This is a genomic window from Streptosporangium sp. NPDC048047, assembly GCF_040653115.1.
Taxonomy (GTDB): domain Bacteria; phylum Actinomycetota; class Actinomycetes; order Streptosporangiales; family Streptosporangiaceae; genus Streptosporangium.
In genome coordinates this window covers 17592-30401 of record NZ_JBEZNH010000017.1, presented here as the reverse complement: position 1 = coordinate 30401, position 12810 = coordinate 17592, and the positions used below count along the sequence as shown (strand labels likewise).

The window sequence follows — 12810 nt, the reverse complement described above, 5'->3', positions numbered from 1 at the left end:
GGCCGTCTCGCTACTTGGGGATGTTGACGAGGCTCTCGGCGAACGCCCGGACGGCGGCGAAGTCCAAGCCGGTGAAGTACTCCGACTTGTTGCCGCCGATGCGGATGCCCGTCGATTCGCAGTGCTCGATCAGGGCTCGCTCGTTCTGGTACCACCCCGTGTGCGCGGGGGACAGCCACTCGTCGGTCAGCTCAACGCCGTGGCGCGCGGCCTCAGCGCGGTGCTGGAGGATGCGCCTGCGACCGCTGTCGGTCCGCCCGACCTTCACGGTTCCGCTGCTGAAGGCCAGGACGTAGAGGTGACCGGCCGACTGTGGGGTGTTCTCCAGGCGCTCCGTGGTCTTCTGGGCGAGCATCTCCGGCGTGAGGGAGGGTTCTCCGCTGGGGCCGTGGATGATCAGCCGCAGGCGGGAGATCCGTTCGGGCGAGAGGGGCGGGGCCTGGTCAACCTCGCATCGGATTTGCTCCTTCATTCCCTCCAAGGTGAGAGGGTGCACCTTCCCGCAGTGATGCGGGGCGCGCGCCTGGTTGTTGGTCGTCACGGAATCCTCTTCTCGGGATCGGGGCCGTCTTGCTAGGAGGGGTCGGATTGGCCGCGGGCGTCGGCGACCCGGCGCAGCAGGACGCCGGCGAACTCCTCGGCCTCGGCCAGCGACAGGTAGAACACGAAGCGGTCGGAACCCTCGACGACGCACACCCGCGGCTCGGCCTCGCGGTAGCCCTGGATGAGGTCGATCAGCGCGACCTGGGGCCGGTAGTTCGGCCGGGTGGGCGACCCGTAGTCGACGAACTCCATCGTGGTCAGCTCGACCGCCTCGTAAGCGCCGTCGTGGTGGCGGTCGTCGGGGTGGTCGGACGCGCTATGAGGGGTGCTGCACCAGTCCGGGCACGGGCCGGTGAGCCACGTGGGCACCTCGGCGTCGGCGGGACGGTCAGCAGTGGGGGCCGTACGCTTGTCCATCAGGTGAGGGACCTTTCCGAGAGGTGGTTCCGATCCAGGGCCCGTTCCGGTGGTCGAGACCGGGCGGGCCCGCCGTGCGTTGGGAGGTCTGGCCTTCCGCTCGCCGTAGCTCTCGGGGAGGTACGGCGAGCGCAGGGCCAGCCCTGGGGCGGCCCGAAGGCCGCCCCGCGGGGCCCTAGTGGATGGCGATGAGGTGCTTGTCCTCGCCGTCGATGGTCACGGCCGCGACCTGCTGTCCGGGGGTGAGCATCTGTGAGTTGCGCTGGGTGGTGAGGCTGACGCCGTCCTGAGTGGCCATGGCCTGCAGCGTGGCGTCCACCAGGTCCCGGGGGAGGTCGACCAGGGTGACGCGGATCGCGTCGAGGCGGACGGGCCGGCCGGGGCGGCCCAGGGAGGCGCGGGTGTAGGCGGCGAGGATGCGGTCGGTGGTGGCCATGTTCGCTCCTTTGTTGCGCTTCTCTGTTGCGCTAAACACTAGCGGTCCCCTATGGCTACCGCAACCCTGTTGCGCTAATCTGTTGCGCATGACGAAGAACCCGCTTGAAGCCCTCGATGACAGCACCCGCCGGTACCGCGAGACCGAGGCGGAACACGAGAGGTCACGCACGGCCGTGATTGCCGACGTGGTGTCCGCGCTCAAGGCCGGCGAGAGGCCGACCGACGTCGTGAAGCGATCACCCTTCACCGATGCGTATGTGCGGAAGCTCGCCAGAGAGCATGGCATCGAGGCCAAGCCGAGAGGCGGCAAGACAGCAGAAGCGATCTCAAGGAGCGCCGGCGCTGAGTGAGTGGATGCGGGCGGGTGGGCGACGCCCGCCGCATCATGATCCGGATGGGAGACCGAGGGGGACCGTCGGGAGACCGGCAGGAACACACACCGCCGGTTCCGGGCGTTCATGCCGACACAGAGCGGCATACGGAAGCGCCATCTACCAGGCGAAACGTTCGGGGACGGCATCACTCGCCACCGTCCGGCACGTCTCCCAATGCTCTTTTAATCCGTAGGTTCTGGGTTCGAGTCCCAGGCGCCCTACCTCACTGAACTGGGCGGACTTCCCGATCGTCATGACCGGGGAGCCCGCCCGGTCGCGTTTCCCGCCGCGTCCGTCACCGTCGCGGCGGGAAACCAGCCGCGAGCGGCTGGCAGAGTTGCGCGGCACCCGGCTCGCCGAGATACGCAAGCTCTTGGGTGTCTCCCAGAAGCTTCTCGCCGCGCGCACGGGCGTCTCCCAGGCGCGTGTCCCAGGCGCGTGTCCCAGGCGCGTGTCCCAGGCGCGTGTCCCAGATCGAGCACGGCCGGATCGGCGGCCTGGACACCCTGCGTTCCTATGTCGTCGCGCTGGGCGGGACGCCGGACGTGGCGGCGGACTTCGGCGACCATGCCGTGAGGGTCGCCTGAACCACCTCCGGATGTGGGCAGAAGAGTACGCCGTTGGCCATCGATCTCAGCCGCCGAACCCGGTACGCATGGCCTCCATCAGGCCCGTGAACCTGAACGCTGCCAGGCAGCGGTCCGCCAGGACGTCCGACCCGAGAGAATGGCTGAATGCGTCGATTCGATGCCGCGGGGGCCGGCCTCGTCCCCGGGCAAACGGTCCGGGCTCGGGTGATCGCCCATCAACCGTGGGGCGTCAGCGTGGTGATCCCCGGGCATGAGGACATCGGTGCGTCCATAGACGCCGCCGTGATCGATAGCCCATCGGGCAGCCCCCGCGCCCTTCCTGAGGAGTACCCCCGGGTCGGCACCGAGGTTGACGCCGTCGTCCAGCAGCTACGCCGTTACACCTCGCCCGCCTGGGCACGGTTGAGCCTGCGCAGCCAAGACCTGGAACGCTTCCGATGGGGATGCGATTTCTGCGGCACACCGGCCGTCTTGAGCCCGGGAGGCGACGGCGTGACCATGGACGTCCGCAGCGCCGACGGCCCCGGCAGCACCGCCATCATCGCCCACCGCGAGTGCCTCGCCATCCGGCTTCATACCCGAAGCCTCGAACCGGTCCGTATCCGCTCAGTCGGGCGAAGGCCGTAGATCCCTCGTCAACGAGATCCGGAGCGTACGCGGAACGCCTGGCCTGCCTCGATCAGGTGGCGCAGGGCCGATGGCCGGATTCCCAGCCGCAGTTTCGTCTCGATCCACTCGTCAAGGCTGCGGCGCGCCGCCGCGCGGCCCGCCAGAACGCCACCCCCGAGGTTGCTCCAGCCATCGGGTCCTGACCGCTGTGCTCCTCGCATACATCTGGACCTTATCCGGACACGGCGCTTACGATCATCGGCTGTGACTCCCCTCGGCCTGCTTCTCGTTCTTCTTCCGCTGGCGGCTTTCGGCAACGCCGCATACCGCGCGCGACGACGTCCCACGGAGTCAGCGGCGATCTTCCGGCGGGCGTTCTTGGCCACCGGTGTCGCCTTTTTTGGAATAGCCCTGCTGATGATGCTCGGTATTTTTGACACGTATCGGCCCGAGGCCGCCGACCTGATCATCAAGCTGGGCTTCGGCATGATGATCGGCGGCGTGGCCTGCGCGATCACCGAGCGCAGGTGAAAGCGGGCCCTCCGGCGGGCCCCAGGTCCGGGGTGATCGCCGACCGTGAACGCCGGCTTCGTGGTGGCTGAGGTGAGGGCCTGATCGTCCCGCCTGCCACGTCCCGGCCCTCGGCCGTCTGCTCATCCGAGTCGGTGCCGCCTATCACGCAGGTGAGCGGCACGCTCCGCCGCCATGCGTTCCCGTCGCTCCTGCACCAGGATTTCTTGAGGAGTCGGCACCCGTCGTTTCTCGTGCCTGATCGCCAGGCGGATCGCCCAGTAAAGAGCGATGAAGAACAGCAATACCGGTATGGCCCACATCATCAGCAGTAGCAGAATACCGGTGAACCCGATCTCCATTTGATCCTCCCCGTGGGGAGAACCAGCATGCCCGATCTCACGGATCGCGTCCATCGACTGCTTCGCCGCCCGTCCCCGTCGAGGCGGCGGTCCCGTCATTCCGCCATCGCCGGTTCTCCATCGGGAAGCCCGACGGCGGCATCCGCGGACACGAGCTTGGTGAGGACGGCCTCCGCGCCATCGGACGACTCCGTACGGTAACCCTGGGCGTGGTAAAAACTGAGGTTGCGCAGGCTCCGGGCGCCGGTGGACAGCACGACGCGGCGGCAGCCGGCGTCGGCCGCGGTTTCGGCCTCGCGCAGCAGCCAGCGCCCCACGCCCTGGCCGCGCAGGTCGGGGGCGACGCCGAGGCGGCCCACGTGCCAGTCGTCCTCCATGCGGCGCGCGCGCACCATGCCCAGGAGCCGCCCGTCCCGCCACAGGCCCGCGGCCTGCCAGCCGGCCAGCCATGCGCGCACCTCATCAAGCGACTCCTCCAGGGCGGGGATGGCCAGGGTGTCGTTGGCCACCGCCTCCTCCACCCAGCAGCACCGCTGGAGCACCAGGACCTCTGGAGCGTCGTCCGGGGTCAGCGCTCTCACGTACGACCCCGGCAGCGGCACCGCCCCCGGACCCGAGCGGATTCGCTCGCGCATCGGCCGCAGGGCGTGAGCGAGGCGGACGAGCTCGTCCAGGACCCCGACGGCGGCCTCGTCGCGGCCGGCGTCCGGACGGATCCGCCCGCCGTCCACCGTGTCGGCGATGCGCAGGGCGACCGTGGCGCCCAGCGGCACCAGCCGCAGCGTGGTCACCACCTGCTTGGCGTGCTGGACAGACCGGGTGCCCGCCGAGGTGTTGCCGTAGCTGACGAACCCCATCGGCTTCCACGCCCATTCCCGGTTCAGGTAGTCGAGGGCGTTCTTGAACGTCGCCGGCATGCCGTAGTTGTACTCGGGGGTGACCGCGATGAAGCCGTCCGCGGCGTCCACCATCGCGCTCCACCGCTTGGTGTGCTCGTGCCGGTGAACGCCGGAGGCCGGCTCCTCCTCCTCGTCGAGGAACGGCAGGGCGAGGTCGCCGAGGGTCACCGGCAGGAGATCCACGCCCAGTTCCGCGGCGTGTGGCGCGATCGCGTCGATCAGCCACCGGCCCACCGCCGGGCCGAGAGCGCCGGGACGGGTGCTGCACACGAGGACGAGGACTCGCAAAGATTTCGTTGACATGTAAATGAACGTAGCCGGTAACTTGTTTACATGTCAAAGAGATGGTCCTCCGAGGCGGTGCGCTGGCTCGACGCGGACGAGGAACGCGCCTGGCGCGCCCTGCGCCGGATGATGGTCGCGATCCAGTCGCGCACCGCGCACGACCTGGCCGAGATCGGCCTGTCCGAGCCCGACTACGAGGTGCTCAGCACGCTCTCCGAGCGTCCGGGCCACGCCAGCACGCTGCGCGAGCAGGCCGCCAAGATGGGTTGGTCCCGCAGCCGCCTGTCGCGGCACGCCAGCCGCATGGAGGCCCGCGGTCTCGTGCGGCGCGAGCCCGACCCGGACGACGGCCGGGGCTGTTACCTCGTCCTCACCGAGAACGGCCTGGAAACGCTTGAGGACGCGGCCCCGATGCACCTGGAATCGGTCCGCCGCCACGTCATCGACCGGCTCTCGGCCTCCGACCTTTCCGTCCTGGAGGACATCGCCCGCAAACTGGAAGAACCCGCATGAACGTCACCCGAGGAACCGGGCTTCCCCCAACGGCTCGGACACCGGCGGTGCGGCATCAGACCTCCGGGTCCGGCGGCCGGTGGCGTTCGAAGCCGGGGAGCGGTTCATCGCGGCGCCGGCGCCGCGCCTGAACGCGGTCGGCGACGGGTCACCACCGGGCGATGAGCGGCGTTTCCGGTTCGTGCCGCCGCCAGGACCCGGCGAGACGGACCAGGCGACCCGATGCCGACCACCGTCGACGATCCGGTCGCACGGGCGGAAGGACATGGCTTCGCCCACCCCGCCTGATCCACGGTTCAGCGGGGACGGTGGCCCTTCCTGCCCCGGCCGGGCTGCGCGCCCCGGCGGCCCGATCCGCCCGGAGCGGGACTCCGCGGCTGCTTCCGCGCCTTCGCCGGAGCGGGTGCGGGCGCGGGCGCGGGGGTACGGCCTCGCGTGCTGTTCGCCGTACGGCCGCGGACGATGCCGATGAAGTCCTCCACCAGATCGGTCGTCGCCTCCGTGGGCCAGGCCAGCGCGACCTGCGACTGCGGCGCCTCCAGGACCGGCCGGTAGGTCAGGTCTCTGCGGTGGTGCAGACGCGCCAGCGACTGCGGGACCAGCAGCAGCCCGGCCCCCGACGCCACCAGCTCGATCGCCTCCGCCGTCGTGTCCGGACGTGTGAAGGCCGGCAGCCCCGGCGGAGCGGCCCATTCGAGGGTGTCGTCCATCGGGTGGAGCACCTCCTCGTCGGCGAGGTCGGCGACGGTGACCTCGTCGGCGGCGGTCACCAGGTGGTCCTTCGGCACCACGACCACGGTGGTCTCGACGTAGAGAGGGATCACGCTGAGCCCCTCGCGGGCCACGGGCAGCCGCACGAGCCCGGCGTCGGCGTCGCCGTCGTGCAGCGACCTCACCGCCTCGGCGGCGGCCACGGGGACCAGGGTGAGCGGAACGTCGGGCACGCGCTCGGCCCAGACGCCCGCCCATTTGGCGGGCGTCACCCCGGGCACGTAGGCCAGCCGGAACTCCCTGTAAGTCACCTCCTCACGGTACCGGTGTCCGGGGAGGCGGCTTCGCGCCCTACCCTTGACACCATGACCAAGCCCAAGACCACCCAGACGATGAAGCCCGCGACCGCGGCCAAGAAGCTGGGTGTGCTCCTGGAGGCCACTCCCGCCGAGTTCCAGGAGGGGGTCGTCTCCAGGGATGAGCTGAACGCGCTGCAGGCCGACCCGCCGGCGTGGCTGGCCGATCTGCGACGCAACGGGCCGCATCCCCGGCAGGTCGTCGCCGTGAAGCTGGGCGTCTCCAACTCGGGACTGGCCAGGGGCGGCGTCACCGGGCCGCTCACCACCGCCGAAATCGACGCCATCAAGGCGGAGAACCCCGAGTGGCTGCAGCATGAGCGGTCGGTTCAGGCCGAGGTGCGCAAGGAGGCGCAGCGCCTCAAGCAGCGCTAGGTGCTGTTTTGTGGATCTTCGCCGTAGCGAGGATCCACAAAACAGCACCTAGCCGGACCGTGGAAGCGGCGGTCCGGTTCGGTCCGCCGCCGTCCAGACCCGCGCCGCCGCCGTCCGGATCGGCCGCCGCGCCGGTTTGTCGGTGGGGCGATCTAACGTCCCGGCCATGACTTCAGCGACGCAGGCGTACACGTACGCCGCGCCCTCCTCCCTCGTCGGCGGCCGTCTCGGATTGGCGACCTCCGGCGGGCGGGCTCTGTCCGGCCCCGTCGTGGCCCCCCGGTTCTTCAGCGGCGTGGTGACCCAGGCCGCCCCCGCCGCGGCGGCCCTGCTCGGCGTCGCCGATGTGGCGCTGGCCCGCTACCACCAGCCGCAGGCGCGGCCCGGCTGGGTGCGCGACCCGGTGGTGACGTGCAACGGGGACCGGCTGCGGTTCGAGTCGTTCTCGGCCTGCGGCGGCGTGTACGCCCGGCTTGATCTGCTGAGCGGCGCGCTCGACGGCGAGGTGTTCGACCGGGGCACCACCAACGTCGACGTGAACGCGCCGCTCCGGGAGGCGCTGGCGCGCGTCGGCGCGCGTGACCCGTTGCACCTGGGGGTGGGCCTCGACGAGCTGGTCGTGACCACGATGGACGGCGCGGTGGTGGAGAAGAAGGTCCCCCTGCCCGAGCGCTGGTTGCGCGGCTTCGCCGAGGTGCAGGTCATCGCCTCGGGCATGGACCAGCGCGGTGAGCTGACCGGCATGACGGCGGTGCGGTTCCTGCGCGGGCTGCCCAGGAAGGGCACGGTGTGGGTGACGCAGGCGGGGCGGGAGCCGAAGGTCTCCGACCGCCGGGTTCCGGGCTCGGTCCGGCTCGCCGATCCCGGCCGGCTCGGCACCCTCCTGCCGCTGCTGCGCTTCGCGAAGTCCCTCCGGGTGTACGGCCCGGCCGACGCCGCCTCCGATGCCGCCTCCAGTGCCTGGGAACTGGAGCTCCCGGGCATGCGCTACACGCTCGCCCTCTCACCCGAGCGCTGGCGCGGTTTCTCCGGCGAGGGCGCGGTGCTCGACGACCTGGCCACCGACGAGGCCGAGGACGACGCCGACGTGGTGGGCATGCTGCTCAACTTCGAGCCCGAGGTCGAGATCGGCCTGCTGGCCGACCGGGCGGGCATGCCCGCCGACCGGGTGCGGGCCGCGCTGACGCGGCTCGGCGTCGCCGGGCGGGTCGGCTACGACCTGTCGGAAGCCGCCCACTTCCACCGTGAGCTGCCCTATGACAGGGACAACGTGATCGTGCTCAACCCGCGGCTGGCCAAGGCGCGCAGGCTCGTCGAAGCGGGTGCCGTGCGCGTCGACGGCGAGTCGGTCACCGTCCGCACCCCGGGCGGTGAGCGCCGGGTCTCGCTGGCCGACGGTTCCTGCACCTGCGAGTGGTGGTGGGACCATCGCGGCTCCCGTGGGCCGTGCAAACACGTGCTGGCCGCCCGGATCGTCGCCCGCGCCGCCGTGGAGGTCTCCCCGTGAGCCTCTGGACGGAGATCTGCGACCTGGTGGCCCGCAACCAGGTCCACCGCCTGGCCGATCGGCTGGTCACGCTCACCGAGGAGGAGCACGCCGAGCTGGGCGGGCGGCTGCCCGGCCTCGTCAAGGAGCTGCGCCGTGTCCGCACCGAGCAGGTGCGCGCCCAGCGTCCCGGCGACTTCGAGGAGATGGCCTCCTGGGAGGTCGGCGAACTGCTCGACGAACTGGCCGGCGCGCTGCTGCTGGCCGGTGTCGGCGTCATCACCGGCCCGGCGGCCGCCGTGACGTGGATGACCGGCCGCGACGTCAACCGCCGCTGGGCCGAGGACCCCGACGTCGCCCAGGTGTGCCGGGTGGCGGCCGCCCGTCCCCCGGAATGGCGTCGTGACGTCGCGGTCCGCCTGGCCCGGCGGGTGCGCCGCCCCGCCGACCGCGTCGCGCCGCTGGCCGTGGCGCTGCTGCGGGAGTCCGGCGCCGCGCCGCCCGACCACGACCCGCTGGTGGCCGCCTGGCTGGCCGCGCCGAGCGTGGCCGATGACCCGCTGGCCCCCGTGCTGCTGCCTCGTGTCTTCACCGCCGACGGCGCGGGCCGCGCCCTCCGTGACGAGCGGCTGGAGCCCCTGCCGACCCGCTGGCTGGCCGCCGCCGCCCGCGAGCTGCCCAGGGAGCAGGTGCTCGACGGTTGCGTGAGCCGTTTCCTGCGCGGCGGCGAAGCACAGGACCTGCGGTTCTTCGTCCGGCTGCACAGGCTCCTCGACCCCACGCCGGCGGAGACCATGCCCCGTCTCCGCGACTACCTGCGGCTGTTGCCGTCGGCTCCGGGCACGGTCGCCGAGCTGGCCACCGAGCAGGTGCGTGAGGCGATGCCACTCGACCACGCCGATCTGGTCGAGGCGGTCGAGGCGCTCACCTTCCGGGAGGAGGCCAAGTTCGCCGCCAGGGGCCTGCGCTGGCTCGACCATGCGATCCGGGCCACGCCCGAGACGGCCGCCGACTTCGTGACCGCGCTGACCACGGCGTACGCGCACAGGTCCTTCGACGTGCGCAACCGCGCGGCCGAGCTGACCCTGAAACACGCCGGCCTGCTCGCCGGCCGTGTCGGAGAGATCCTCGAAGGCGCCCGTCATCTCCCCGCCGACCTGGGTGCGAAGCTCGCCGAGCGGTTCGGCGGCGAGGTCCCGGTCGAGGAGATGCCGGAGCGGAAGGAGTTCCCGCCGCTGCCCGAGCCGGCGAAGGCACAGCGGTTCCCCGAGCCGTCGATCCTCCCCGGCCATCACGAGCACTGGATCGGCCAGGAGCGCTGGCTCGCGGCCTTCGTCGCGGGGATCGCCGAGAACAGGGAGGAGCTGCGTCGCAGGCTCAGGTCCCACGTCGAACGGGACGACGGTCACTGGCGGTCCGGGGATGTTCGCCTCGGCTCCGGCGACTGGCGGGCGGCGCTGTCCGCCGAACTCGTCACTCCCGGGAGCGTGCCGGAGCCGCCGCCGATCGGGCCGGAGAAGTTCTGGGACAGCGCGAGCCACTCCGTGGGAGTACGCGTCGTGACCCGTGGAGAGGAGCCCGATCCCGAGCCGGGGCCCCGGCGGATCATGGTGGGCGGCGCCTACCGGCCGGGCCGCTACCTCGACGACGACGCCCCGCTGCGTGCCTTCTTCATCACCTGGAACAGCGACGACGGTCCGGACGAGGCGGTGGCCCGCGAGGGCGACCGGCGGATTCCCTTCACCGGGGGCCGCATCCACCTGTACGGTTCCCCCGCCGACGTCGAGCGGCCGTGGCGTTCCGGCGCCGGGGAGGGCGAGGAGGTCCACGATGACGGGCCGCCGGATCGCTCCCGTCCGGTGCCGATGAAGCCCGGCGCCCTGTACGACGATTCCGAGGAGGCCATGCCGTCCTTCGTCCTCGACGGCGCCTATGAGCGGATGGCCGGGCTCGGCGTGGATCCCGCTCGGATCGCGGCGATGCGGACGGGGCAGCGGGTACCCCCTCCGGGTCCGGACGAGCCGCTCGTGGAGGTGACCGTCGTCTTCGTCCCGCCCCGGCTGCGTTCCTTCATGCCCCAGGAGTTGCCCGAGCACGACGAATGGCGGCGGCGCAACCGGCTGCCCCACCCCAATCGCGTCTCCCCGCCCCACGACTTCCTGCTGCACCGCTACGCGGAGCTCGCCGAGGCCCTGCGAAACGACGCCCTGCCGCCGGTGCTGCTGTCCACGCCGACCTGGATGAGCGGCCACCTCGACCCCGACGTGCTGGTCGACCGGCTGGAGACCTGCGCCGCCGCCGGGGTGGAGCCGCTCCCGGCCGACCTGGCGCAGGCGCTGCTGCGGCTGCCCAGGGGCGGCCACCCGGCCGCGGCGGACCGGGCCGCCAAGGTCGACTCGGAGGCGGCGCACTCGGCCGCCCGCTGGCTCGCCGGCGACGGCATGGCCGACCCCGAGTGCGGCCACCTGTGGCGCCACATGGTGGACGCGTCCATGGTCGAGTTCGGCGACGACGAGCCGGAGTACTTCACCGAGGTCAGGCTGCAGCCGGTGTTGCGGGTGACGGCCCCGACCGGTCATCGCCTGATCGACGAGGTGCTGCTGCGTCAGCCGTTCGACTGGATGGTCGACGAGTTCGGCGGCACGCTCCAGGCATGGCCTGCCATCCTGCCCTCGCACCGTGAGGTCGTGGCCGTCAACCTCCTGCCCTTCCTGCTGCGCGGCCACTGGGGCACATGGGCGACGCCCTCGGAGCTCACCGGCCTGGAGGTCGCCCAGGGCCCGATGGGTGAGTCCACGGCGGTGATCCTCGCCTTTCTCCTGGCCGGCGGCGTGCCCGGCGTGATCCCGCTGCTCCTGCGCATGGCCGCCGGGGGCGAGCTGCCCGCCGAGGCGATCGGCCGCCAGCTCGCGCTGGTGCTGCGCCGCACGTGGCGGGAGACCCGCCCCGCCGTCGCGACCCTGGCCGAGCTGGCCGACGCCGGCGGCCACCACGAGGTGTGGCGCATCCTGCGCGCCTTGCTGCCCGGGATGTTGCCGGGCGAGGGGCGGCGTATCACCGTGATCCACGCCGAACTCGTCGCCTTCGCCGCCGACGTGGCACGCTGGACCGGCGCGCGGGGGGAGATCCCGGTCGTCGCCGAGTTCGCGCGCAGCCGCCGGACGATCCGCTTCGTCCACGAGTGCAGACGCCTCCACGCCCAGCTCACCGCGGCCACGTCATGACCATGGCCTCGGGGGGAGAGTGATCGGCCCGGAGCCGTGCGGGTCCGCGCTTTCCGGCGCGGGCCCGCTCACCCCGTCGACCGGCGTTCGACCAGTTCGGCGGGGAGCCGGGTGCTGGTCCGTGGGCGGTCCGGCTCGGCGATCCGGCGCAGCAGCAGGTCGACCGCGGCCGTGCCCGCCTCGTCGGCGGGCAGCCGGATCGTGGTCAGCGCCGGCTGGAGGTACGCGGCGAACGGGTGGTCACCGTACCCGAGCACTCGGACGTCCTCGGGTACGGCCAGGCCGCACTCCCGGACGGCCCGGTAGACGCCCAGCGCGAAGTAGTCGTTCGCGGTGATCACCAGGTCCGGGTGGTTGTCCGGGGTGATCAGGTTGGCGGCCAGGGCGTAGGCGTCGTCGGGCCGCCAGGGCAGGCTGGCGCCGCTCGTGCGGCGGGTGGGCACCTTCAGCACGAGCGAGTGCTCGTGGGCGATGCCCAGCTCGTCGAGCGCGCGGCGGAAGCCCGCGACCCTGGCGGCGACCGTGCTGACGCGGAGGTCCTCCTCCAGCAGCCAGATCCGCCGGACGCCGGGACGGGCCACCCGGACCATGGCGTCGGCGACGGCCGCCTCCACGTCGATGCCGACGAAGTCCAGCCCGCGGCCGGGGATGTCACGGCTGATCTGCACCACCGGGATGTTCGCCTCGACGAGCCCGTCCCACACGTCGCTCCTGGACTCGGTGGCGACGCCCAGCACGCCGTCCACGCCGAACCGCAGGAGCTCCTGCACCGCGCGCTCCTCGTTCTCGTCGGAGTCCTCGGTCACGAGGAGCAGCACGGAGTAGCCGGCGGCGCGGCACCGCCGTTCGACCGCGGAGATCAGCGCGGCGTAGAACGGGTTCGACGGGTTGGTGATGACCAGGCCGACGACCATGGTCCGGCCGGACACGAGCGAACGGGCGTGGCTGTTCGGGACGTACCCGAGCCGCCTGGCCTCGGCGACGACCAGTGCCCTGGTGCTCTCGCTGACCTGGTCCTTGCCGGTCAGCGCCCGGGACACGGTGTTCGCCGACAGGCCCAGCCGGTCGGCGACATCGCGTAGCGTCACCCGTTGCGAACGTGCCATCCCGTCACCCTC

Annotated in this window: 15 protein-coding genes; 8 read left to right on the top strand and 7 right to left on the bottom strand. The window is 71.8% G+C overall.

The window, feature by feature from the left end:
* Positions 1-10 precede the first annotated feature (10 nt).
* The 3 genes from AB0D67_RS17145 to AB0D67_RS17135 all read right to left on the bottom strand — a co-directional run bounded on the left by AB0D67_RS17145 (position 11) and on the right by AB0D67_RS17135 (position 1396).
* The gene (locus AB0D67_RS17145; protein WP_362935715.1) at positions 11-472 is read right to left on the bottom strand and encodes a hypothetical protein; all 462 of its coding nucleotides are present in this window, start codon (positions 470-472) and stop codon (positions 11-13) included.
* Positions 473-573: 101 nt separating this feature from the next.
* Positions 574-960, bottom strand: a complete 387-nt coding sequence (locus tag AB0D67_RS17140) for a hypothetical protein (protein ID WP_362935712.1) — start codon at positions 958-960, stop codon at positions 574-576.
* Between the two features lie 175 nt (positions 961-1135).
* The gene (locus AB0D67_RS17135) at positions 1136-1396 is read right to left on the bottom strand and encodes a hypothetical protein (RefSeq protein WP_362935709.1); all 261 of its coding nucleotides are present in this window, start codon (positions 1394-1396) and stop codon (positions 1136-1138) included.
* A gap of 88 nt (positions 1397-1484) precedes the next feature.
* Here AB0D67_RS17135 and AB0D67_RS17130 point away from each other — a divergent pair, with 88 nt between their 5' ends.
* From AB0D67_RS17130 to AB0D67_RS17115, 4 genes are all read left to right on the top strand, one after another.
* Entirely contained in the window at positions 1485-1748 is a 264-nt protein-coding gene (locus AB0D67_RS17130) for a hypothetical protein (RefSeq protein WP_362935706.1), read from the top strand.
* A 488-nt stretch (positions 1749-2236) separates the two neighbouring features.
* Positions 2237-2359 (top strand): hypothetical protein, encoded by a 123-nt coding sequence (locus AB0D67_RS17125; protein WP_362935703.1) that lies wholly within the window; start codon positions 2237-2239, stop codon positions 2357-2359.
* 147 nt (positions 2360-2506) lie between these two features.
* Positions 2507-2989: a hypothetical protein gene (locus tag AB0D67_RS17120; RefSeq protein WP_362935700.1), complete on the top strand. Its 483-nt coding sequence runs from the start codon at positions 2507-2509 to the stop codon at positions 2987-2989.
* 246 nt (positions 2990-3235) lie between these two features.
* On the top strand, positions 3236-3502 hold the full coding sequence (locus tag AB0D67_RS17115) for a hypothetical protein (RefSeq protein ID WP_362935697.1): 267 nt from the start codon (positions 3236-3238) through the stop codon (positions 3500-3502).
* Between the two features lie 122 nt (positions 3503-3624).
* Here the strand turns inward: AB0D67_RS17115 and AB0D67_RS17110 are convergent, their stop codons facing one another.
* Positions 3625-3843: a hypothetical protein gene (locus tag AB0D67_RS17110; protein ID WP_362935694.1), complete on the bottom strand. Its 219-nt coding sequence runs from the start codon at positions 3841-3843 to the stop codon at positions 3625-3627.
* Between the two features lie 95 nt (positions 3844-3938).
* Positions 3939-5045, bottom strand: a complete 1107-nt coding sequence (locus tag AB0D67_RS17105; protein WP_362935691.1) for a GNAT family N-acetyltransferase — start codon at positions 5043-5045, stop codon at positions 3939-3941.
* Positions 5046-5075: 30 nt separating this feature from the next.
* On the opposite strand from AB0D67_RS17105, the gene AB0D67_RS17100 reads away from it, so the two are divergent.
* Positions 5076-5540 (top strand): MarR family transcriptional regulator, encoded by a 465-nt coding sequence (locus tag AB0D67_RS17100; RefSeq protein WP_362935688.1) that lies wholly within the window; start codon positions 5076-5078, stop codon positions 5538-5540.
* A 296-nt stretch (positions 5541-5836) separates the two neighbouring features.
* On the opposite strand, the gene AB0D67_RS17095 is transcribed toward AB0D67_RS17100, so the two are convergent.
* Entirely contained in the window at positions 5837-6562 is a 726-nt protein-coding gene (locus AB0D67_RS17095) for a LysR family substrate-binding domain-containing protein (RefSeq protein WP_362935685.1), read from the bottom strand.
* 54 nt (positions 6563-6616) lie between these two features.
* Between AB0D67_RS17095 and AB0D67_RS17090 the strand changes: the two genes are divergently transcribed.
* From AB0D67_RS17090 to AB0D67_RS17080, 3 genes are all read left to right on the top strand, one after another.
* On the top strand, positions 6617-6982 hold the full coding sequence (locus tag AB0D67_RS17090; protein ID WP_362935682.1) for a DUF5997 family protein: 366 nt from the start codon (positions 6617-6619) through the stop codon (positions 6980-6982).
* A gap of 166 nt (positions 6983-7148) precedes the next feature.
* The gene (locus tag AB0D67_RS17085) at positions 7149-8489 is read left to right on the top strand and encodes an SWIM zinc finger family protein (protein WP_362935679.1); all 1341 of its coding nucleotides are present in this window, start codon (positions 7149-7151) and stop codon (positions 8487-8489) included.
* The gene (locus tag AB0D67_RS17080) at positions 8486-11692 is read left to right on the top strand and encodes a DUF6493 family protein (RefSeq protein ID WP_362935676.1); all 3207 of its coding nucleotides are present in this window, start codon (positions 8486-8488) and stop codon (positions 11690-11692) included. Before AB0D67_RS17085 ends, AB0D67_RS17080 begins: the two co-directional genes overlap by 4 nt.
* 68 nt (positions 11693-11760) lie before the next feature.
* On the opposite strand, the gene AB0D67_RS17075 is transcribed toward AB0D67_RS17080, so the two are convergent.
* On the bottom strand, positions 11761-12798 hold the full coding sequence (locus AB0D67_RS17075; protein WP_362935673.1) for a LacI family DNA-binding transcriptional regulator: 1038 nt from the start codon (positions 12796-12798) through the stop codon (positions 11761-11763).
* Positions 12799-12810 lie beyond the last annotated feature (12 nt).

Bases quoted from the DNA above. Each gene is read 5' to 3' on its own strand.
- AB0D67_RS17085 (WP_362935679.1), top strand. From the start codon at position 7,149: ATGACTTCAGCGACGCAGGCGTACACGTACGCCGCGCCCTCCTCCCTC.
- AB0D67_RS17100 (WP_362935688.1), top strand. From the start codon at position 5,076: ATGTCAAAGAGATGGTCCTCCGAGGCGGTGCGCTGGCTCGACGCGGAC.
- AB0D67_RS17120 (WP_362935700.1), top strand. From the start codon at position 2,507: ATGCGTCGATTCGATGCCGCGGGGGCCGGCCTCGTCCCCGGGCAAACG.
- AB0D67_RS17110 (WP_362935694.1), bottom strand. From the start codon at position 3,843: ATGGAGATCGGGTTCACCGGTATTCTGCTACTGCTGATGATGTGGGCC.
- AB0D67_RS17140 (WP_362935712.1), bottom strand. From the start codon at position 960: ATGGACAAGCGTACGGCCCCCACTGCTGACCGTCCCGCCGACGCCGAG.
- AB0D67_RS17145 (WP_362935715.1), bottom strand. From the start codon at position 472: ATGAAGGAGCAAATCCGATGCGAGGTTGACCAGGCCCCGCCCCTCTCG.
- AB0D67_RS17135 (WP_362935709.1), bottom strand. From the start codon at position 1,396: ATGGCCACCACCGACCGCATCCTCGCCGCCTACACCCGCGCCTCCCTG.
- AB0D67_RS17090 (WP_362935682.1), top strand. From the start codon at position 6,617: ATGACCAAGCCCAAGACCACCCAGACGATGAAGCCCGCGACCGCGGCC.
- AB0D67_RS17105 (WP_362935691.1), bottom strand. From the start codon at position 5,045: ATGTCAACGAAATCTTTGCGAGTCCTCGTCCTCGTGTGCAGCACCCGT.
- AB0D67_RS17130 (WP_362935706.1), top strand. From the start codon at position 1,485: ATGACGAAGAACCCGCTTGAAGCCCTCGATGACAGCACCCGCCGGTAC.
- AB0D67_RS17075 (WP_362935673.1), bottom strand. From the start codon at position 12,798: ATGGCACGTTCGCAACGGGTGACGCTACGCGATGTCGCCGACCGGCTG.